Origin of the sequence: Bauldia sp. (assembly GCF_965232525.1) — a bacterium.
GTDB lineage: Bacteria > Pseudomonadota > Alphaproteobacteria > Rhizobiales > Kaistiaceae > Bauldia.
The window spans coordinates 3,586,174-3,605,679 of record NZ_OZ246980.1 but is presented as its reverse complement, the minus strand read 5'-3'; the positions used below and the strand labels follow the sequence as shown (position 1 = coordinate 3,605,679).

19 protein-coding genes are annotated in these 19,506 nt (G+C 62.6%); 8 read left to right on the top strand and 11 right to left on the bottom strand.

From position 1 onward, the window contains the following. The first annotated feature begins 103 nt into the window (after positions 1-103). From ACO076_RS17120 to ACO076_RS17100, 5 genes are all read left to right on the top strand, one after another. Positions 104-1,024, top strand: a complete 921-nt coding sequence (locus ACO076_RS17120; RefSeq protein WP_421724030.1) for a sulfotransferase — start codon at positions 104-106, stop codon at positions 1,022-1,024. Positions 1,025-1,028: 4 nt separating this feature from the next. Beyond that, complete coding sequence (locus tag ACO076_RS17115; RefSeq protein ID WP_421724029.1) at positions 1,029-1,946, top strand: sulfotransferase domain-containing protein; 918 nt, start codon at positions 1,029-1,031, stop codon at positions 1,944-1,946. Between the two features lie 75 nt (positions 1,947-2,021). Next, positions 2,022-2,564, top strand: coding sequence for a thioredoxin family protein (locus tag ACO076_RS17110; RefSeq protein ID WP_421724028.1), 543 nt, complete (start codon positions 2,022-2,024; stop codon positions 2,562-2,564). Positions 2,565-2,891: 327 nt separating this feature from the next. Further along, positions 2,892-4,616 (top strand): dihydroxy-acid dehydratase, encoded by a 1,725-nt coding sequence (ilvD, locus tag ACO076_RS17105; RefSeq protein ID WP_421724027.1) that lies wholly within the window; start codon positions 2,892-2,894, stop codon positions 4,614-4,616. Position 4,617: 1 nt separating this feature from the next. Then, positions 4,618-5,412 carry a tetratricopeptide repeat protein gene (locus ACO076_RS17100; RefSeq protein WP_421724026.1) on the top strand — a complete coding sequence of 265 codons (795 nt, stop codon included), beginning with the start codon at positions 4,618-4,620 and terminating at the stop codon, positions 5,410-5,412. Between the two features lie 559 nt (positions 5,413-5,971). Here ACO076_RS17100 and ACO076_RS17095 read toward each other — a convergent pair. From ACO076_RS17095 to xth, 5 genes are all read right to left on the bottom strand, one after another. Next, positions 5,972-6,340 (bottom strand): hypothetical protein, encoded by a 369-nt coding sequence (locus ACO076_RS17095; RefSeq protein WP_421724025.1) that lies wholly within the window; start codon positions 6,338-6,340, stop codon positions 5,972-5,974. A 120-nt stretch (positions 6,341-6,460) separates the two neighbouring features. After that, positions 6,461-7,345: a sigma-70 family RNA polymerase sigma factor gene (locus tag ACO076_RS17090; RefSeq protein WP_421724024.1), complete on the bottom strand. Its 885-nt coding sequence runs from the start codon at positions 7,343-7,345 to the stop codon at positions 6,461-6,463. A 1-nt stretch (position 7,346) separates the two neighbouring features. Continuing rightward, on the bottom strand, positions 7,347-8,087 hold the full coding sequence (locus ACO076_RS17085; RefSeq protein ID WP_421724023.1) for an SDR family NAD(P)-dependent oxidoreductase: 741 nt from the start codon (positions 8,085-8,087) through the stop codon (positions 7,347-7,349). A 96-nt stretch (positions 8,088-8,183) separates the two neighbouring features. After that, complete coding sequence (locus ACO076_RS17080) at positions 8,184-8,990, bottom strand: methyltransferase domain-containing protein (protein ID WP_421724022.1); 807 nt, start codon at positions 8,988-8,990, stop codon at positions 8,184-8,186. Position 8,991: 1 nt separating this feature from the next. Beyond that, on the bottom strand, positions 8,992-9,774 hold the full coding sequence (xth, locus tag ACO076_RS17075; RefSeq protein ID WP_421724021.1) for an exodeoxyribonuclease III: 783 nt from the start codon (positions 9,772-9,774) through the stop codon (positions 8,992-8,994). 148 nt (positions 9,775-9,922) lie between these two features. Here xth and ACO076_RS17070 point away from each other — a divergent pair, with 148 nt between their 5' ends. Both ACO076_RS17070 and ACO076_RS17065 read left to right on the top strand, forming a co-directional pair. Continuing rightward, complete coding sequence (locus ACO076_RS17070; RefSeq protein WP_421724020.1) at positions 9,923-10,357, top strand: OsmC family protein; 435 nt, start codon at positions 9,923-9,925, stop codon at positions 10,355-10,357. Between the two features lie 92 nt (positions 10,358-10,449). After that, entirely contained in the window at positions 10,450-11,937 is a 1,488-nt protein-coding gene (locus ACO076_RS17065) for an AMP nucleosidase (protein WP_421724019.1), read from the top strand. Between the two features lie 104 nt (positions 11,938-12,041). Here ACO076_RS17065 and ACO076_RS17060 read toward each other — a convergent pair whose 3' ends face one another. From ACO076_RS17060 to rplM, 6 genes are all read right to left on the bottom strand, one after another. Further along, complete coding sequence (locus ACO076_RS17060) at positions 12,042-12,995, bottom strand: AEC family transporter (RefSeq protein WP_421724018.1); 954 nt, start codon at positions 12,993-12,995, stop codon at positions 12,042-12,044. Between the two features lie 215 nt (positions 12,996-13,210). After that, positions 13,211-14,263 (bottom strand): N-acetyl-gamma-glutamyl-phosphate reductase, encoded by a 1,053-nt coding sequence (gene argC / locus ACO076_RS17055; protein ID WP_421724017.1) that lies wholly within the window; start codon positions 14,261-14,263, stop codon positions 13,211-13,213. Between the two features lie 110 nt (positions 14,264-14,373). After that, the gene (speB, locus tag ACO076_RS17050; protein WP_421724016.1) at positions 14,374-15,336 is read right to left on the bottom strand and encodes an agmatinase; all 963 of its coding nucleotides are present in this window, start codon (positions 15,334-15,336) and stop codon (positions 14,374-14,376) included. Continuing rightward, a complete protein-coding gene (locus ACO076_RS17045; RefSeq protein ID WP_421724015.1) occupies positions 15,333-16,208 on the bottom strand; it encodes a sulfotransferase family protein in 876 nt (291 codons plus the stop codon). The genes speB and ACO076_RS17045 overlap by 4 nt, the downstream gene beginning before the upstream one ends. Positions 16,209-16,327: 119 nt before the next feature. Continuing rightward, positions 16,328-16,801 carry a 30S ribosomal protein S9 gene (rpsI, locus tag ACO076_RS17040; protein ID WP_421724014.1) on the bottom strand — a complete coding sequence of 158 codons (474 nt, stop codon included), beginning with the start codon at positions 16,799-16,801 and terminating at the stop codon, positions 16,328-16,330. Positions 16,802-16,803: 2 nt separating this feature from the next. Further along, positions 16,804-17,268, bottom strand: coding sequence for a 50S ribosomal protein L13 (gene rplM, locus ACO076_RS17035; RefSeq protein ID WP_421726761.1), 465 nt, complete (start codon positions 17,266-17,268; stop codon positions 16,804-16,806). 898 nt (positions 17,269-18,166) lie between these two features. Between rplM and ACO076_RS17030 the strand changes: the two genes are divergently transcribed. Further along, positions 18,167-19,453: an O-acetylhomoserine aminocarboxypropyltransferase gene (locus tag ACO076_RS17030; protein WP_421724013.1), complete on the top strand. Its 1,287-nt coding sequence runs from the start codon at positions 18,167-18,169 to the stop codon at positions 19,451-19,453. Positions 19,454-19,506 lie beyond the last annotated feature (53 nt).

Below are 19,506 nucleotides of genomic sequence, written 5' to 3'. Positions count from 1 at the left end.
CGGGTGCTTGAGCGCAGGCTCCGGATAGCCTATTGCGGCGGGCGCGGCCACTGCCGCTGACCGGTTCCACCTTCTACCAGTTCCGGGCTCATCTTAGAGATCAATGCTCCACACCCACAAGGAACGGCAAGCTATCTCCGGACCAATAATGTCGGCATCCCGGCCAGGCCCGGACTTTATCTGCGTCGGTGCGCAGAAGGGCGGTACGCGATGGCTTTTTGATCAGCTTGACCAGCACCCAGACTTCTGGATGCCGCCGATCAAGGAGCTGCATTACTTCAACAACCCGGCATCGCGACGACATATGGCCGAGAAGCTCAGCCGGTCTGCGCAGAATCTCGATAAACTCAATCAACGTCGGCAACGGAAACGATACCGGCCGCTTGGCGAGCGCGATCTGGCGTTCCTCGCCGAGTTTCTGAGGTTGGCCGATCGGCGTATGAGCTACCCTGGCTACGCCGGTCTGTTTCGCTTCAAGGATGACCGCTTGTCCGGCGACATCACGCCCGGCTACTCGGTCTTGGATGACCGCCGTGTCGAAGGCATTGTTTCCCACTTCCCCGATGCGCATTACGTGTTTATCGCCCGCGATCCGGTCAAACGTTTCTGGTCGCAGGTGCGGATGCACGTCCACAAAACTCGGCTCAATGGCGATCTCAGCGACGACGAAGTGGTTGCCCTGCTGGACGTCAAGCGCTATCGACTGCGCTCGCTGCAGTCGGAGATCGTGGCGAGGTGGCGGGGGATCGTGCCGCCCGAGCGCTTTGCGCTTTTTCTGTTCGATGAGCTGGCTGTGGATCCAGTCGGTTTCCGTCGCCGGGCGATCGCGTTGCTCGGTGGCGATCCAGACAAAGCGAGCGGTGACCTGCCGCCCGGCTTCAATAGGAAGAAGGGAAAGTCGTCCGTGGCCATGCCCGAGAACCTGAGGCGCCTCGTCGCCGCGCGCCTCGCCAACGAAATTCATGCCTGCGCCGAAGCCTTTGGCGGTGCAGCAAAGACCTGGCCGGCGCAGAATGGCGTCTGACGTTTTGAGCAAGTCGAGTGGCCCGGCGGCCGCTCCGATGGTGGCCAGAGCCGGCGAGCGGGCTCGTGGGCCGGACTTTCTGTGCATAGGTGCGCAGAAGGGAGGAACGCAGTGGCTGTACGACCAACTCGTTCCGCATCCAGGGTTCTGGACGCTGCCGATTAAGGAACTCCATCATTTCGATCGCCCCGGATCGCGTATTCCTAAAGCACGGCGTCTTTACTTCAAGGCGCTGCAGGATCTGGAGGGCCTCAACGTGTCGCTCGTCGCGCATAACAAAGCGCCACTCCAGAGCCGCGACGTCGACTTCCTGCGCGACTTCGTTAACCTCGGTGATCAGGTTCACATCGAGGGCTATGCAAAGCTGTTCAACCAACGCGGAGACCAACTGTGCGGCGACATTACGCCGGCCTACTCCGGGCTCGACGAGCGGCCGGTGGAGGAGATCGCTGCGCGGTTTCCGGACCTAAAAGTTGTCTACATTGCGCGGAATCCGGTCGATCGTTTCTGGTCGTCGTTCAACATGCGGCGACGGCGGAAAAAAGTCCGCAGGATGCCGACGGCCAAGGATGTGCGTGCGTTTTCGAAACGGGATGGGGTTATCCGCCGTTCCTATCCTTCAGTGACAGTGAGCCGCTGGCGCAAAGTAATTCCGCCAGAGCGGTTCGGTCTGTTTTTCTTCGATGATCTCGCTGCAGACGCTGCCGCCGTGCGTACACGTGTGCTCGAATTTCTGGGCGCCTCCTCGGATCTGGGCGAGGGGATTGCCGCCTCTTACAATCGCAAGGAAAAACAGCGGAAAGTATCCATGGACGCAAAGACCAGGGCTTTGGTGGCGTCGATCTACGCCAAGGAGCTCGAAGCTTGCGCCGAGGTGTTGGGTGGGCCCGCGGTCGACTGGGCCCGCAAGGATCTGCCCTGAACCATCGCCGTCGCAGCGGTTGTGGAGGGCGGTATCAGCCCTCATATCAAAGGCAGGTATTGACGGAGATCGGCAATGTTGAACAAACCGGAACTCGGCATAAAGGCTTCCGATTTCACCCTTCCGGCGACTGATGGCAGATCTTACCGACTGGCCGACGTAGCGGGCGAGAACGGGACGGTTGTGGTCTTTATCTGCAACCACTGTCCTTTTGTTAAGGCGGTGGCTGATCGGATGGTGGCCGACGCACAAGCACTGGCCGCTGAGGGGATTGGTTTTGCCGCGATTTCGAGCAACGACGTCGTCGCCTATCCGGCCGATTCCTTCGACAACATGAAGCTGTTCGCCGAAGCGCATCGTTTCCCGTTCCCCTATCTCTATGACGAGACCCAGGATGTGGCGCGGGCGTACAAAGCGGAATGCACGCCGGACTTCTTCGGGATCGCCGCCGACGGCACCATCGCCTACCGCGGTCGTCTCGACGAGGGGCGGAAAGACCCGCCACCCGCCGGCGCCAAACGCGAACTGGTGGAGGCGATGCGAAGCATAGCGGCGACTGGAAAGGGCCCCGACGAGCAGTTTCCTTCGGCCGGCTGCTCGATCAAGTGGAAGGCGTAACCATCGGGTTTCGCTAACGATCTGACTACAGCAGCGCGATCGCAACCCTCCCGTTCGGTTGTCCTTCTGCGAGCCGCGGCGGGCGCGTCCGACGCGTGTTGCGGAACTGCCACAGTGTCGCTGGAAGTTAACGCGGGCCGATCGGTACCATCCGCATCGCCGCCGTTCGGCCATAAAGTGGCGGGAAGGGTGCGAGGACATCAGGTCGCCTGCCGAGGGGGGCATCGCACCTGACGCAAGAACGATGGGCGCGACGGGTCAAATCCCGCGAGCGGTGTCGTATTGCGTGAAATTGTGCCCCGACCGCAGGCCGAACCGGGAATCGAAATGGAAGCGCGCGTCATCAACAAACAAAAGCTGCCCAGCCGTCACGTCACGGAGGGTCCTCAGCGAGCGCCGCATCGCTCGTACTACTATGCGATGGGCCTGTCGTCGGAACAGATCCATCAACCATTCGTGGGCGTAGCATCGTGCTGGAACGAGGCGGCGCCATGCAACATTTCGCTGATGCGGCAGGCCCAGGCCGTGAAGCAGGGCGTCGCCGCCGCAAACGGAACGCCGCGCGAGTTCTGCACGATCACGGTGACCGATGGCATCGCCATGGGCCATCAAGGCATGAAGTCGTCTCTGGCGTCGCGCGAGGTGATCGCCGACTCGGTCGAGTTGACGATGCGCGGCCATGGTTACGATGCGCTGGTAGGCTTGGCCGGTTGTGACAAGTCGCTGCCTGGCATGATGATGGTGATGTGCCGCCTGAACGTGCCGTCCATCTTCATCTATGGTGGTTCGATTCTGCCGGGGACCTTCAAGGGGCGTGACGTCACGGTTGTCGATGTCTTCGAGGCAGTGGGCCTCCATTCGGTCGGCAAGATGTCCGATGAAGATCTAGAGACGCTTGAACAGGTCGCGTGCCCGTCAGCCGGTTCGTGCGGCGGCCAATTCACCGCGAACACGATGGCCACGGTTTCCGAAGCGATGGGTCTCGCGCTGCCATATTCGGCCGGTGCGCCGGCGCCTTACGAAATCCGCGATCGGTTCTGCATGGCCGCTGGCGAAATGGTCATGGAACTCATCGCCCGCAATATCCGGCCGCGGGATATCGTGACACGGGAAGCACTGGAAAACGCCGCGACCGTTGTCGCTGCCTCAGGTGGTTCGACCAACGCGGCGCTCCATCTGCCTGCGATCGCTAACGAATGCGGAATCGTGTTCGATCTGTTCGATGTCGCTGAGATCTTCAGAAAGACGCCTTACATCGCGGACATGAAGCCAGGTGGCCGGTACGTTGCCAAGGACATGTTCGAGGCCGGCGGTATTCCAATGATGATGAAGACGTTGCTCGACAACGGCTTCCTGCATGGCGACTGCCTGACGGTGACCGGTCGCACGATCGCCGAGAACCTGAAGAACGTCCAATGGAACGACGAGCAGGATGTGGTGCATCCCGCTGACAAGCCGATGTCGCCGACCGGTGGCGTGGTGGGGTTGCGAGGTAACCTGGCGCCGGATGGTGCGATCGTGAAGGTGGCGGGACTCCAGAACCTCAAGTTCAGCGGCCCGGCCCGGTGCTTCGATTCCGAGGAGGAGTGCTTCGCGGCGGTTTCGGAGCGCAACTACAAGGAGGGCGACGTTCTTGTCATCCGCAACGAGGGACCGGTGGGCGGTCCCGGCATGCGCGAGATGCTGTCGACGACCGCAGCGCTTTATGGCCAGGGCGCCGGGGACTCGGTTGCTCTGATCACCGATGGCCGGTTCTCGGGCGGTACGCGCGGCTTCTGCATTGGTCACGTCGGGCCGGAAGCGGCGGTCGGCGGTCCGATCGGGTTGCTCCGCGACGGCGATATCATCGATATCGATGCGGTCGAGGGAACGCTGTCGGTTCGACTCAGTGATGATGAGCTTCATGCGCGTCGACAGACGTGGAAGCCGCCGGAAAGCGAATATCGAAGCGGCGCAATCTGGAAGTTTGCACAAGGGGTTGGCCCGGCGCGTTACGGCGCAGTGACCCAGCCCGGCGCGGCGGCGGAAGTGGTGAGCTATGCGGACTTGTAGCGTGTTCCGCGGCGTTGTTGCGATTGTCGTCTTCACGGGTTTCGCCGGTGGTGCCGCGGCGTTCGATGCGAACAACTACGACGCTGAAACCGCGCCGGCGGAAGCACTCGAATACGGTCTCGATTCCTATCGCAGCGGCGACAAGGAAAGCGCGATCGAAGCGCTCAGCTTCGCCGCCGACAAGGGCAATGCTATCGCTCAGTGGAAGCTCGGCCAGATGTATGCCGAGGGCGACGGCATCGCCGAGGACGACTACAAGGCGTTCGAACTGTTCAGCGAGATGGCCGATGCTCATGCCGACGACATCCCCGGCCAGCCGAGTTCGCGCTTCGTGTCGGATGCGTTCGTCGCACTCGGCGGCTACTATCGCGATGGTATTCCGGACACCCGCGTCAAGCAGGATCTGACGCGCGCCCGCCAGATCTACTCCTACGCAGCGTCGTACTTCGGCGATCCGGAGGCGCAGGCCAAACTCGCGTGGATGTACTACAACGGCGAGGGTGGCGAGCGCGACTCAGTGCAGGCTGCGCGCTGGGCGAAGCTTGCGGCGGACAAGGGCGACGTCAACGCCCAGGCCCTGCTCGGGCACGTGCTTTTCGAAGGCGAGGGCGTCCCCCGCCAGCCGGTGCTCGGGCTGATGTATTTGACTGTCGCCCGGGATCAAGCGAGCGACTCGGCTGAGTGGATTCGCGATCTTCAGGAACGCGCTGTTTCAGTGGCGACCGAGAACGAGCGCCGCACAGCGATGGCGTTGGCCGAGGATTGGCGTGCCAGCAAGGTGCGCCAGGGCCGCTGAGGCACCCAATCGTCCCGATCGATCGGAGCAACTGACGCTTTCGCCAACTGCGGCGAAGCAAACCGCGTTGCCTTGACGGGTTCCTGGGGGCTGGACTGCAGAGCGACCGGGCATTGGTCGGCAACTACGCGCCAAGTCAGGACGTTCTGGGACATGTCGCACTGAGCGAGTTTCTGGCCGCTCGGCGTGTCGATGCAGGCGATTGTGCCCTGCTTGAAAAATCGGCCTTCCGCGCGGCACTGACAATCCGGTTCAGCCACGACGCCGATCGGCGCCAGGATGGCCGCGAATGTCGCCAGGGCGAGGATCGATCGAATGCCCATAGTCGAAACTTATCATGTTCGGTGGCCGAGCGCGATGGGGTCCGTGACTCGCTCATCCAGGGCGGTTTCCCGTTAGCCCCTGCGGCTGACCGGTCCGCCAAATGATCGCTTTCGGTAGGTGCTCCGGACGTCCACTGTTCGTGTCGCCACGGACCAGCCTTTCTCCGAGATCGTACTATCGGCGTGCCAGCAAGAAGCGATCCGATTCGCATAAAGGCGACGTCACGGGAGGCAAGTCATCTCCAAGTGTACGTTTCTGTACGTCTTGATTTTTTTTCATTGTTGCAGCACTTGCATTTGAATCCTTTGAAGCCGCTGTGTTCGTATGCCTGATCCTTAACGTAGCAATCGATGTCGTGACCGCCCCCGCACGACAATTTCTCCGGATTAGGAAGATCGGGATTGGCGCAAACGATCCCAATCCACTGCCGATGCTTGTCCTCAAGGCCGTGATCCCAGATGCATTCGCCGTCTGTCTTGCAAAGCCAGGTCAGATCGGGGCTGCTGGCGTTAACGTTGGAGCAGCTTGCCTGGGCTCCCCCGGTCCCTACAACCAAGAACCCAAGGGCCGCGAAAGCCAGAAAAAACTTGGCGACAGTTCGCATGAGTGGCTCCTTTCCCTCTTGTGCTCTTTCGCAATTCAATGCCCACCAACGATTGGCACGCCAATATGACGCGGTCGCGTAGACTAGTCGATGAGTCGAGGGTGGCTACCGTTACACGTCCTAGTCGCGCTCCCATGTCGCGTCCGTCATGACATACCGTGCATAGCGGAAGTCGCGGATGGTTAGGACGGCGCCCTCATCGAAGGTGAGGAGCACGAAGTAACTTGGCGGTCCACCTGGATCGTCGCGATCGAAGGCGAGGATCGCCGGCCGGCCCTCGACGCTGCCCGGCGCCATCAGCCAGTCGGTCTGTTTGCTATAGTTCTTGTAGTAACCGCCGACCCTTTCGCGTCCCGTCCGCCGGTCACGGTCGACCAGCTCGAGACGAACTTCGGCCGAGAGCATCTCACGCAGACGGTCGAAATCGTGAGCGTTGAAGTGCGCGGCGTAGACGGCAAGCCGTTCTTTCTCTTGCGGTGAGAGCGGTTCGTGGCGTGTGTCGTCCTCGGCTCGCTCTTCCTTCAACAGGCTCCGGCCGCGGTGGAGGGCCGACTTCACCGAGTCGACGGAGCTCTCGGTCAGTGTCGCGACTTCGGCGGCAGAATAGCCAAGCACGTCCCGCAAGATGACCGTACTGCGCTGCTTTGGCGTCAGTCTGAGGTAGGGGCGCAAGGCGTCTGCGACGTCGCTGCGGGTCGGCATCTCGATGAACGATTGTGGCTGCCGGCGGAAGTCGTCCTTCATGGCGCCATCGCTTTTACGGGACCGATGATGGTTGAGCGCGGTGTTGTGGGCGATACGAAATAGCCACGGGCGCAAGTCGTCGACAACCGTGCCCTGGCGGATCGCTCGCGATGCGGCGAGCAGCGTGTCTTGAAGCACGTCTTCGCCGTCGATCACCGACCCGGTCATCCTGGCGCAGTAGCGGTGCAGCTCGGGGCGGAGAGCTGGCAGGGCCGTCTCCAGCCCCGCCAGTGAATTATCGTCGTGCGCCTCGATCGGCATGTCAGGCCATCTTCTCCATCGCGCTTCCGGTGATGCCGTATGCGCCCGGATCGCCACGGGTGGCCAGTAGGCCAATCACTTCGTCACCGATCCGCCCTGGCGTCAACGGTGTGTCCCAAGTCTTCATGAACTCCTCGGCCGAGATCGATCTGGCAGCGCCATAGGCTCCCGCGCCATTTTCGGCGATCTGCGTCCCGGCGATGAACTGCTTCGGATAGATCGTGTAGAAGGCGAGGCCGAGGTCGCGCTGATCGGCTTCCCAAGCGCCATAGTTGGACACAAAATGTTGCATGCGCTTGGCGCCGGCATAACCGCCGGAGAGCGGCGATCCCCCGAGCGCGGCGCCGCTGGCGAAGGAGACGATCGTGCTGCCCTTCGGCATCGGCGCTTGTAACGCCGCCTTGACGAAGGCGAAGGCGATCCGGGTGTCCACGTTCCACGTTCGGCTGAACTCGTCCCAGGTCAACTCGGACAGCGCCGCCATCTTCGGCATGTGGCCACCAGCCAGAACCAGGAGGTCGGGTTTGACTTCCGCCAAGAGGCGTTCCGCCGTGCCATCGGTGGTCGCGTCGGCGGCGACGACGTCAATGGCCGGGACCTCGCGCTTCAGATCATCGAGGTCTTTCTGGTTCCTGGCCACGACAACGGTGCGAACGCCGTGCTCGGCAAGTCTTTTGGCAATTTGGCGGCCGGTGCCGCGGCTGCCGCCGATGACGAGGGCGGTGGTGTAGTCGAGAGTCATGACACGATCCTTTCTGGCGTTGGTCTCATTGCTTAGACACGCCGGCACACCGAAAGAGTTCGCTGTTGGTCGCTTTTTGTCGGCGGAGTGGGTGCCTCAAACCCGAGCGGTGAAGAGGAAGTAGCCGATCGTGCCGAAGAGGCGGTCGGCGGCGTGCAACGTCGCGATATCGCGGGTCCAGGTCACGCCTTCGGCGGCGGTCAGCACGCCGGCTTCAGCGGCGTGACGGCCGACTCCGGCAAAGTAAGTCGCCGCCAGATCTGGCGGGTAGATAAGGACGCGGGTATTGACGCGGATGTCCGAAAGCCCAAGGTCTCTCAGAGTCTCCAGGAGCGGTCCCGGTAGAAAACCTTCGACCACCGCGGTATCGGCTTCATGGGCCAGCGCTTTTCGTACGACGGGCCGATCGGCAAGGTTTATTGTATTAGTCGAAAAATCCGGTTCGATGATAGCGATCCGGCCGCCGGCCTTGGTGGCCCGCTTCATCTCGCCGACCGCCTTGGCATAATCCTTGAGGTAGATGAGGAGGCGCTCGGCGCGCACGTGATCGAACGTTGCGTCGGGGTAGGGGAGTTGCTCAGCCTCCCCGACTTCAAAGCTTACAGAGAGGTTTTCCGACGCCGCGCGCCTGACGGCTTCGGCGACAAAGTCAGCGCTCTTGTCGATCCCCGTGACGGTTCCGCCCGGTTCGACGAGTCGGGCGAGGCGGAGGGTTTCGAGGCCGAAGCCGCAACCGACGTCGAGGAGTTTGTTTCCGGGGCTTACCTCTCGACGCTCTATCGCTTTCAGCTCCTGGAGTTGCGGAATCGCGTCGAAGGCTTCCAACGCGCGGATGTAGCCCGACGTGTCCGGCGCTTTGTCCATCGCCGTGAAGCGGTGGAGTGAGATGTCGTCCGTCGGCATGTCAAAGGTCCAGTTCAATGACGACCGGGACATGGTCCGAGGGCTTGTCCCAGCCGCGGGTGTGCTTGTCGATTCGCGCCGAGGCGAGACGGTCGGCGGCTAATGGCGAAAGCAGCTGGTGGTCGATGCGGATGCCGTTGTTCCGCTGCCAGGCGCCGGCCTGGTAGTCCCAGAAGGAGTAGTAGCCACCTTCCGACGTGCAGGCGCGGAAGGCGTCAGTGAGGCCGAGGTTGAGCAGGCGTCTGAACCGACGCCGCGTCTCGGGCTGAAACAGGGCGTCCCGGGTCCAGTTTTCCGGGTGGCGAGCGTCCTCGGGCTCGGGGATGACATTGTAGTCGCCGGCAAGCACGAACGTCTCCTCGGCGGCGAGCCGCTGCTTGGCATACGCCTCGAAGCGGTCCATCCAGGCGAATTTGTAGGCGTACTTGTCCGAACCGACCGGGTTGCCGTTGGGCAGATAGAGCGACACGACACGGATCGCGCGCTCGCCAACGGAAAACACCGCCTCGATGAAGCGGGCCTGGGTATCGTCGTCATCGCCGGGCAGGCCGCGCGATATCTCGTCGATCGGCAGCTTCGACAGAATCGCGACCCCGTTGAACCCTTTCTGGCCGTGGGTCTCAACGTTGTAGCCGAGGTCCTCGAACGGTTCGCGGGGAAAGGTAGCGTCGTCGCTCTTGATCTCCTGAAAGCAGGCGATGTCTGGTGCCGCCTCGCGCAGCCACCTCAACGCGCCGTCGAGGCGCGCGCGGGCGCCGTTGATGTTCCAAGTCGCAATCTGCACGGCCGATTCCCCGGATACCGAAGTCGGGCAAGCTGTACCGGCTTTGCCGGACGGCCGCAAAGGTCGTCAATTGCCTCTTGCCTTTGTCGGACGAGCACCGCACATCGGGGGGCGTTGAACGCCGATGCTTGAACAAGGAGGGACGACCGTGGCGATCAGAACCAGCGATGCAGAATGGAAAGGTACCCTAAAGGATGGCGAGGGGCATATGCGCCTCGGCAGTCAGGCGTTCGAGGGGCGGTATTCGTTCGCCTCACGCTTTGAGGACGGCGGTGGGACAAATCCGGAGGAACTGATCGGAGCGGCGCACGCCGGCTGCTACTCGATGGCGCTGGCCGCCGATCTCGGCGGGGCAGGGTTTTCGCCGGAGTACGTTCGTACGACCGCCAAGGTGCACCTCAATCCACGCGATGGCGGCGGATTTGAAATCAATAAAATCGAGTTGACTACGGCGGCGAAGGTGCCCGGGGTTGAGCCGTCGAAGTTCATGGAGATCGCCGAGCAAACCAAGATCAACTGCCCGGTGTCTTACGCACTACGCTCGGTTCCCGACGTCACGCTTGACGCAACGCTGGAAACCTGAGCGGCGGTTCGCCGCGGGACGCTCACCCGCCGCCGCTTGACCGGCGGCGGGTCGTGAAGGACAGTGCGGCGCACCTCACACAGGTGCGGCGCATGACAACATCCTCTCCATCAATGATTTTCCCGGAGCGTATTCCCCGAGAACGCTTTGACGACGCCGAGGCGGCGGTTGACCGCCTCGCGCTGATTTACGACCAGCACACGGCCTTCCTGCGCGAGCAATTCGCCAAACTGCTCGAAGTCGGCCACTTGCCCGGCCGCGTGCGCGCGACTTACCCGGAAGTCCTCATCGAGACCTCGACCTTCGCCCAGATCGACTCGCGGCTGTCGTATGGTCATGTGGCCGGCCCCGGCGTTTATGCGACGACCGTCACCCGGCCCGATCTCTTCCGCGGCTACCTGATCGAGCAGCTTCGCCTTCTGTTGCGCAATCACAGTGTCCAATTGGAAATCGGTTCGTCCGGCGAGGCGATCCCGTTGCATTTCGCCTTCCGCGACGAAGTCCATGTCGAGGGACGGGCGGCCGATCGCATCAACACACCGCTGCGCGACATCTTTGACGTGCCAGACCTCGCGGTGATGGACGACGCGATCGTCAACGGCACCTACGAGTCGATGCCGGGTAAGCCGCTGCCGTTGGCGCCGTTCACCGCATCACGGGTCGACTACTCGCTTCATCGGTTGCCGCACTACACCGCGACCAGGCCGGAGCATGTCCAGAACTTCGTGATCTTCACCAACTACCAGTTCTACATCGACGAGTTCGTGGCACGATCCCGGCGACTGATGGCGGCGGGTGGCGAGGAGTATGCGAGCTTCGTCGAACCGGGCAACGTGATCACCCATGCCGGCGAAACCGAACCATCCGCCGGAACTGCGCCGCGGCGACTGCCCCAGATGCCCGCCTACCATCTGACCAAGTCTGACCATATGGGGCTGACGATGGTGAACATCGGCGTCGGGCCGTCCAACGCCAAGACGATCACCGACCATATCGCTGTGCTGCGGCCGCATGCCTGGCTGATGCTCGGCCACTGCGCGGGCCTGCGCAACACGCAGGCGTTGGGCGACTATGTGCTCGCTCACGGCTATGTGCGGGAAGATCACGTGCTCGACGCCGACCTGCCGACCTGGGTGCCGATTCCGCCGCTCGCCGAGGTCCAGGTGGCAATCGAGGACGCGGTCGAGGAGATCACCGGCCTGTCCGGCTACGAACTCAAACGGATCATGCGCACCGGCACCGTCGCAACCATCGACAACCGGAACTGGGAGCTTCGCGATCACCGGGAGCCGGTGCAGCGCTTCTCGCAGTCACGGGCGATCGCCCTCGATATGGAGTCGGCGACCGCAGCGGCGAACGGCTTCCGCTTCCGTGTGCCGTACGGGACGCTGCTCTGCGTCTCCGACAAGCCGCTGCATGGGGAACTGAAGCTGCCGGGCATGGCCTCGGACTTTTATCGCCGCCAGGTTAACCAGCACCTGGAGATTGGCATCCGGGCGATGGAAAAACTGCGCGCTATGGACCCGGACCGGCTCCATTCACGGAAATTGCGCAGCTTCACCGAGACGGCGTTTCAGTAGGGCGAGACGAGGCCAGCCCCAACGTGCTGGTGATCGGCGTTAGGTGTTGCGATTAGGCGAGCTAGAGGTGTTCGTCGCATTGGTCGGCAGCGCCTGGGTCAAGCTCATTGCAGCACGAATGCGCCCGGATAGAGGTGCGAGAGGATAAAGAGCCATACGATCAGCGTGATGACCGAAGCCGCGGTCGTCAGAGAGATCGTGCCGGCCACGAGGTCTTCAGACTGGTGGTACTGCTCGGCAAAGATGAATTCGCTCTTGGCGGTCGGCAAGGCGGCCGCGATGACCGCTGCGACTGCCAGCAGCGGATCCAGGTTCATGACCCAGGCAACGCCGAGGACAAGGACCGGCAGCAGAACAAGCTTAACGATTGACGCGAACGCGACAGCGCCTTCGCTTTTCAGGACGGCGCGCGGATTGATCGACATGCCGATGGCGAACAGGGCGCACGGGGTCAGCGCCGATCCGAGCAGGTCCATATAGTCGGCCACGATCTTCGGGAGGTCGATGGGCGCGACCGCATAGGCGACGCCGAGAACCGTCGACAGGATGATCGGATTCAACAGGGTATTTCTGACATGGATCAGAAGCGACTGCTTGTTGTCGGGAGCTTCCAGCTCGGCGAACTCCAGCAGAAGAACCTGAACAAGAAACAGCAGAACGACGATAATGCTGGCGATCGCCGCTAGCAGCAACGCTTTGTGCCCAAACAGCGAATGGAGCAGTGGCAAGCCGATGATGGCGGTGTTCGATCCGACGCTGATCGTCGCGACCATCGTTGCCGACGCCAGCCCGGTCCCGCGCCAGACCAGGGCGCCCAGGAGAACCAGCACAAAGACGCCGACAACACTCGCGCCAAAGGCCACGACGAAGGGGGGATTGAACAGATTGCGGAGGTCCTCCTGGGCGATGACCACGAATAGCAGCGCCGGAATCGCAACGTAGTAGACAAACTGGATGAGAACCGCGCCCGTGGTCTCCGGCAGGATGCCAAGCCGCGCAACGACGTAGCCGGTGACCATGATGCCGAAGACCGGCAGAATGAGTGTGAAAACTTCCATTGTCGCCCCTTGCGTTGACATCTAGGGCCGCTTCGGCAGAAGTCACGGCAGCCCGGCTCTCGCGCCTTCAGTAGATTAGCTTCCTACTACGAGTCCTGTTTGGAATGGATCGAGTTCGTCGCTTTCAAGCGGGGCACAAGCAAACACTGGTGCTCCGGCCGCCGCCATTCGGCCGCAGCGGAAGCGCCCAGCGCTTGCCCGTGATACCGCGCGGCTCAGGGAAACAGCGGCTGCTGCATCAGGCCGGTTGCCTCGTCGAGGCCGACCATCAGGTTGAAGTTCTGAACCGCCTGGCCTGCCGAGCCCTTCACCAGATTGTCGATCACCGCAATGACGATGACCCGGCCGGGCACCCGATCGGCGAAGACACCTATCTGGCAATAGTTCGAACCGCGCACGTTCTGGGTCTTGGGCAGGACGCCTTCCGGAGCGACGTGGACGAAGCGTTCGTCCCGGTAAGCGGCGGCGAGGGTCGCGCGGACGTCGTCGACCGTCGCGCCGCCGGCGAGCTTGAGATAGGCGGTGCACAGTTCACCGCGGCTCATCGGGATGAGGTGCGGGGTGAAGTTGATGGTCACCGGCCGGCTGGCCACCTTCGATATCTCCTGCTCGATCTCCGGCGCGTGGCGGTGGGTGCCGACCGCATAAGGCGACAGACCTTCGCCGACCTCGCTGAACAGGGTGGCCTGCTTCGCCGCTCGGCCGGCACCGGAAACACCGGACTTGGCATCGATGACGATGTCGGTGGCGTTGATCAGTCCAGCGGCGGTGATCGGCAGCAGCGCCAGCAGCGCAGCGGTCGGGTAGCAGCCGGGGCAGGCGACCAGCCGGGCGTCCCTGATCGCATCGCGATAATGCTCGGTCAGACCGTAGACCGCTTCGCCCTGAAGTTCCGGCGCTTGATGCGGCTTGCCGTAGGTGGCGGCATAAACGGCCGGGTCGCGGAAGCGGAAATCGGCCGACATGTCGACAAACTTGATCTGTGGGTGGCTGTCGAGCACCGCCTTGGTGATCGCCTGGGCGGTGCCGTGCGGCAGGCCACAGACGGCGACGTCGACCGACGACCAGTCGGCGTCCTCGACCGTGGCGAGGTCGGGTAGATCGACAAAGGCGAAGTGCGGAAACACCTCGGCCATCGGATGGCCGGCGTGGCTATTAGCGGTCAGCACGGTGATCTCCATCGCGGGATGGGCGATCGCGAGGCGGACGAGATCGGCGCCGGTGTAGCCGGATGCGCCAAGCACACCGATTCTGTATGTTTCTGCCATCGTTGTAGTCCTTCTTACGTCCGCGCGGGTTGCTGTGACTCAGCGCGCGGTCAGGTTCAAGTCCGGGGGGTGATTTTCGCGGCGGGCGGCCAAGCGCGGACCCGCGCCGGTCAACGTCGTCGTCGCTCGGCGAGCAGGCCGAGATAGAACATTGCGACGGTCGCGCCGGCGATCGCGGTGATGTCGGCATGATCGTAAGGCGGGGCGACCTCGACGACATCAGCGCCGACCATATCGATGCCGATGGCGTTGAAACCGCGCAGGATGGCGAGCGCCTCCCGGCTCGACAGGCCACCCGCGACCGGCGTTCCCGTGCCGGGCGCGAAGGCCGGGTCGAGGCAGTCGATATCGAAGGTGCAATAGGCGGGCCCGGTACCGACCCGTTGCTTGACCCGTTCGAGCACGCCGGATGCGCCCAGCATGTCGATGTCGCCGGCATGAACGATATCGATACCGCACGTTTCCGGTGCGATCGTGCGGATGCCGACCTGGATACTACGGGCCGGATCGATCAGGCCCTCGCGGACGGCGCGGCCGATAAAGGTGCCGTGGTCGATGCGGGCGCCATCGTCGGACCAGGTGTCCTGATGGGCGTCGAATTGGATCAGCGCCAAGGGTCCGTATTTCGCCGCGTGGGCCTGGAGCAGCGGATAAGTGACGAAGTGGTCGCCGCCCAGCGATAGCAGCCAGGTGCGGGTGTCGACGATGGCGTTGGCGAGGGCGGCGATCGTCGCCGGCGCCTCGGCCGGGCGGCCGTAGTCGAAAGCGCAATCGCCATAGTCGACCACCTTCAGCGTCGCGAACGGATCGATGCCGAAGGGATATTGTGGGTCGCCGTCGAAGATCGCCGAAGCCCGCCGGATCGCCTGCGGGCCGAAGCGGCAGCCAGGCCGGTTCGAGGTGGCGGTGTCGAAGGGGATCCCCCACACCGCGACGTCGACGCCATCGAGGGCGCGAGCGTAGCGCCGCCGCATAAACGATAGCGCGCCGCTGTAGGTCGGCTCGTGACTGCCGCCCATGGCGTCGCCAAGGAAGGCGTTGTCGGTCGGCCGGGGGTGGACTCGGTTACTCATGATGTCGGCACCGGTTCGGGCACCCGGTCTTCGGCCACCGGTGCGGCATGCGGCGGGAGACGCCAGTCGGCGCAATCCCAGCCGAGGGCGTCCTCGACGCGGGCGATGTCGTCGGCCAGGTGTTTATAAGCGATGTCCCAGTCTGCTGGGGAGATCGGCGCGATCGTTCCGACGTTCTCGTGTACGGGCGTCAACTCGGCCACGGACGACAGCGGGGCCACGCCAAGGAAACGACAGACGTCATCGGTCACGCCGGCCTGATCAGCGAAGAACGTTTCCGACTTGACGAACATCACCTGCTCCGGCGTGAACAAGGATATCACCCGCTTGATCTGACCAGCGTAAAGGCTGCGCCCGATCAGCGAGCGGCGCACCCGCTGATAATTCGGATCGCGGGCAGTGTCACGCGCCTCGCGTTTCACCCAGTTCCTGAACGGCTTGATTGTTTTGTGCCGGTGCTTCCGCCAGGTGCTCTTGCGAACGTAGTGGCCCCATTGGGAGTAGGCTCGCTTCACCGGATTCCTCAGAAGGACGATGATCTTGATGTCGGGATTGTAGGCGTGAATGCGTTCAAGCGACGGCCGCCAATAGAGATATAACGGCGTGATTTCACCCGCGACGGCGCGGTCGAAATAGAAATGCCGGTGGAGGCCGCTGTAGCTGCCGCTGCGGGGCCGATAGTCGGCGTCGAAGCGGGCATCCCGACGGAAGTAGTGCAGTTCCTTCCGCCGCGGGACTTCGATCTCCGGATGAAGTGCCAGTAGGTCGTGCAGGGTCGTCGTGCCGCACTTCTGCGCCCCGACCCCGACGAAACCAAGCCGCCGATGCCGCCGTTTCGACCAGGCGCCGACCACTCTTGTCACGCTGAACATGTCACCGTCTTCTCCGGCTGCATGACCTCAGCCCTGCTGACCTACCTAAGAACACAAGCACGCAACGAAAAAGGGGCGTGGCCCGAGGCCCGCCCCTTTGATTTCCAGTCCAGAGCGGCTTAGCGCTTGGAGAACTGGAACGACCGGCGGGCCTTCCGCTTGCCGTACTTCTTTCGCTCCACGACGCGGGCGTCGCGGGTGAGGTAGCCGCCCTTCTTGAGCAGGCCGCGCAGCTCCGGCTCGTAGTAGGTGAGTGCCTTGGAGATGCCGTGGCGGAGCGCGCCCGCCTGGCCGGACAGACCGCCGCCGGAGACGGTCGCCTTGATGTCGTACTGGCCGTTGCGGTTGGCCGCGACCACTGGCTGCTGCACGATCATCTGCAGCACCGGCCGGGCGAAAAACTCGGTGAAGTCCTTGTCGTTGACGATGATGCGGCCGGCACCAGGCGAGAGCCAGACGCGGGCGACCGCGTCCTTGCGCTTACCGGTGGCATAGGCACGGCCGTGGGCGTCGAGCTTCTGGACGTGAACCGGCGCTGCCGGTTCGGCGACCTCAGGCGCGAGATCCTGGAGGGACTGGAGATCGGCTGCCATGGTCAGGCGGTCCTCACGTTACGCGCGTGCAACGCGCCAATGTCGATGGTCTCGGGCTGCTGGGCCTCGTGCGGATGCGCGGGGCCGGCGTAGACCCGCAAGTTCTTGAGTTGGCGACGGGCGAGGGGGCCTTTCGGCATCATCCGCTGCACCGCTTTCTCCACCACCCGCTCGGGGAACTTGCCCTCGAGGATCTGCTTGGCGGTGCGCTGCTTGACGCCGCCCGGATGGCCCGTGTGCCAGTAGTAGGTCTTGTCGTCGCGCTTGTTGCCGGTGAGCACGATCCGGTCGGCATTGACGACAATGACATTATCGCCGCAGTCGACGTGGGGGGTGAACGTCGGCAGATGTTTGCCGCGTAGACGCCGGGCGACGATCGCCGCGAGGCGGCCGACGACCGCGTTCTCGGCATCGATCACCACCCACTTCTTCTCGACGTCCGCGGGCTTGGCGGAGTAGGTCTTCATGCGCGTTTCGTCCGTTTGAGCGAAATCCGGTCGCGCCACTGAGCGCGTCTCGGCGTTGCATCTAAGGGCTCCGACACCTCACGTCAAGCGATTTATTCAGCAAAAAGCCAATGAGATCAGAGTGATAGAATAGAGGTATTATAATACCATCGCAAATGGAATGAGACGGGCCGACTCGGTTTGAAATGGCTCGCGGTCGCGCGTAAGGCTGTGCAATGTCGCCCCTTCTGCCCTATAGTGTTGATGATGGTTCAGACGACACTATAAGACGATGGTTCAGAACACACTAAGAGAAGACTGCTGTGAAACTTGAATCGATCTCTTCGATGGTCGGTGATTGCAGGGAGGCTGCTTTGCATTGCCATTGCAAGAATAAAGACCTCTGACCACATGATATAAAAATTGAATTATTCTGCAAAAGCTGAGATTTGAGGCGAAGACAAAATCAATCTGATCACCGTTCCTCGCGATTGATTTAGGGATCAGGACCGTGCGTCCAGGAACCCGCCTCGGTTATGTCTTCGCCAGCGTCCGCCGGTTCGACAGCCAGGCCTAATCGCCTCCAAGGAAGGGCATAGAACAACCATGATCCCCAAAGCTTGGCCGGGTACCTGTCACAAGCCATAGGCGCGCCCGTGGTGCATTTGATACTGGCCGTCGGTTTCGCGGTCGTGTTGCTGGTTCACCGGACGATCAGGTCATCGGATAGATCAACGCAATACAAGGCGATTGTGCAGTCGGACGGCAATCGGCCGCTTCGAGACCGGTGAGGCATTTTTTTTCTCGGTTCCTTCCGCCATCGGCAGGAAGGTGTTTGGCATCGCGAGCGTTCCCGGCTAGGAACGCGCATTCCAACGGGCCAAGAGGCCCAGTTCATTTTGACGGAGGGCAATTCAATATGAGCGAAGACCGCGTTCCCGGTTTTGACACGCTGGCGGTCCATGCCGGCGCCAAGCCGGATCCGACCACTAGCGCCCGTGCGACGCCGATCTATCAGACCACCAGCTACGTCTTCAACGATGTCGAGCATGCCGCCTCATTGTTCGGGCTGCAGGCGTTCGGCAACATCTACACTCGCATCATGAATCCGACCAGCGCGGTGCTCGAGGAGCGGATGGCAGCGCTCGAAGGCGGCACTGCCGGGCTGGCGGTGGCCTCTGGCCACGCTGCGCAGGTGGTTGTGCTCCATTCGCTGATGATGCCCGGCGACGAGTTCGTGTCTGCCCGCCAGCTCTATGGCGGCTCGATCAACCAGTTCAACCATTCCTTCAAGAGCTTTGGCTGGAACGTGAAGTGGGCCGAGATCGACGACATCAGTTCGTTCGAAGCGGCCATCTCACCGAAGACCAAGGCGATTTTCATCGAGTCGATCGCCAATCCCGGCGGTATTGTCACCGACATCGAGGCAGTCGCTGCGATCGCCAAGCGGGCCGGCGTGCCGCTGATCGTCGACAACACGCTTGCGACGCCCTACCTCTGCAAACCGATCGACTTCGGCGCCGACATCGTCGTTCACTCTATGACCAAGTTCATCGGCGGCCACGGCAACTCGATCGGCGGCATGATCGTTGACTGCGGCACGTTCGATTGGATGGCCTCGGGCCGGTATCCGATGTTGTCCGAGCCGCGGCCCGAATACAACAACATGGTGCTCGGCGAGACTTTTGGGAACTTCGCCTTCGCTATCGCCTGCCGAGCCCTCGGCCTGCGCGACCTCGGGCCGGCGATCTCGCCGTTCAACTCGTTCCTGATCCTTACCGGCGCCGAGACCCTGCCGCTCCGGATGCAGAAGCACTCCGACAACGCCAAGGCGGTGGCCAGCTTCCTTGCCGCCCATCCGAAAGTGACTTGGGTGAGCTACGCCGGACTGCCGGGCGACCGCCACCACGCGCTCGCAGAACGCTACTGTCCGAAAGGGGCGGGTGCGGTGCTGACCTTCGGTATCGAAGGCGGCAGCGAGGCCGGTGTCAAGCTGGTGTCCTCGGTGGAGCTGTTCTCCCACCTTGCCAACATCGGCGACACCCGTAGCCTGATTATCCATCCTTGGTCGACCACCCACAGCCAGCTGAGCGAGGAGCAGCGCAAAGCGGCCGGTGCCGGACCGGACGTGGTGCGTCTCTCGGTCGGCATCGAAGACGTCGGCGACATCATCGCCGATCTGGAACAGGCGCTGGCCAAGACCTAGATCGATGCGGGTGTGGCGCCAACGATCGGCGCCGCATCCTTTTCTCCGTTACG

Coding starts and splice junctions, on each gene's coding strand:
- ACO076_RS17085 (WP_421724023.1), bottom strand. CDS start 8,087: ATGACTCTCGACTACACCACCGCCCTCGTCATCGGCGGCAGCCGCGGC.
- speB (WP_421724016.1), bottom strand. CDS start 15,336: ATGAGTAACCGAGTCCACCCCCGGCCGACCGACAACGCCTTCCTTGGC.
- ACO076_RS17095 (WP_421724025.1), bottom strand. CDS start 6,340: ATGCGAACTGTCGCCAAGTTTTTTCTGGCTTTCGCGGCCCTTGGGTTC.
- ACO076_RS17120 (WP_421724030.1), top strand. CDS start 104: ATGCTCCACACCCACAAGGAACGGCAAGCTATCTCCGGACCAATAATG.
- ilvD (WP_421724027.1), top strand. CDS start 2,892: ATGGAAGCGCGCGTCATCAACAAACAAAAGCTGCCCAGCCGTCACGTC.
- ACO076_RS17060 (WP_421724018.1), bottom strand. CDS start 12,995: ATGGAAGTTTTCACACTCATTCTGCCGGTCTTCGGCATCATGGTCACC.
- rpsI (WP_421724014.1), bottom strand. CDS start 16,801: ATGGCAGCCGATCTCCAGTCCCTCCAGGATCTCGCGCCTGAGGTCGCC.
- argC (WP_421724017.1), bottom strand. CDS start 14,263: ATGGCAGAAACATACAGAATCGGTGTGCTTGGCGCATCCGGCTACACC.
- ACO076_RS17030 (WP_421724013.1), top strand. CDS start 18,167: ATGAGCGAAGACCGCGTTCCCGGTTTTGACACGCTGGCGGTCCATGCC.
- ACO076_RS17090 (WP_421724024.1), bottom strand. CDS start 7,345: ATGCCGATCGAGGCGCACGACGATAATTCACTGGCGGGGCTGGAGACG.
- ACO076_RS17065 (WP_421724019.1), top strand. CDS start 10,450: ATGACAACATCCTCTCCATCAATGATTTTCCCGGAGCGTATTCCCCGA.
- ACO076_RS17110 (WP_421724028.1), top strand. CDS start 2,022: ATGTTGAACAAACCGGAACTCGGCATAAAGGCTTCCGATTTCACCCTT.
- ACO076_RS17080 (WP_421724022.1), bottom strand. CDS start 8,990: ATGCCGACGGACGACATCTCACTCCACCGCTTCACGGCGATGGACAAA.
- ACO076_RS17045 (WP_421724015.1), bottom strand. CDS start 16,208: ATGTTCAGCGTGACAAGAGTGGTCGGCGCCTGGTCGAAACGGCGGCAT.
- rplM (WP_421726761.1), bottom strand. CDS start 17,268: ATGAAGACCTACTCCGCCAAGCCCGCGGACGTCGAGAAGAAGTGGGTG.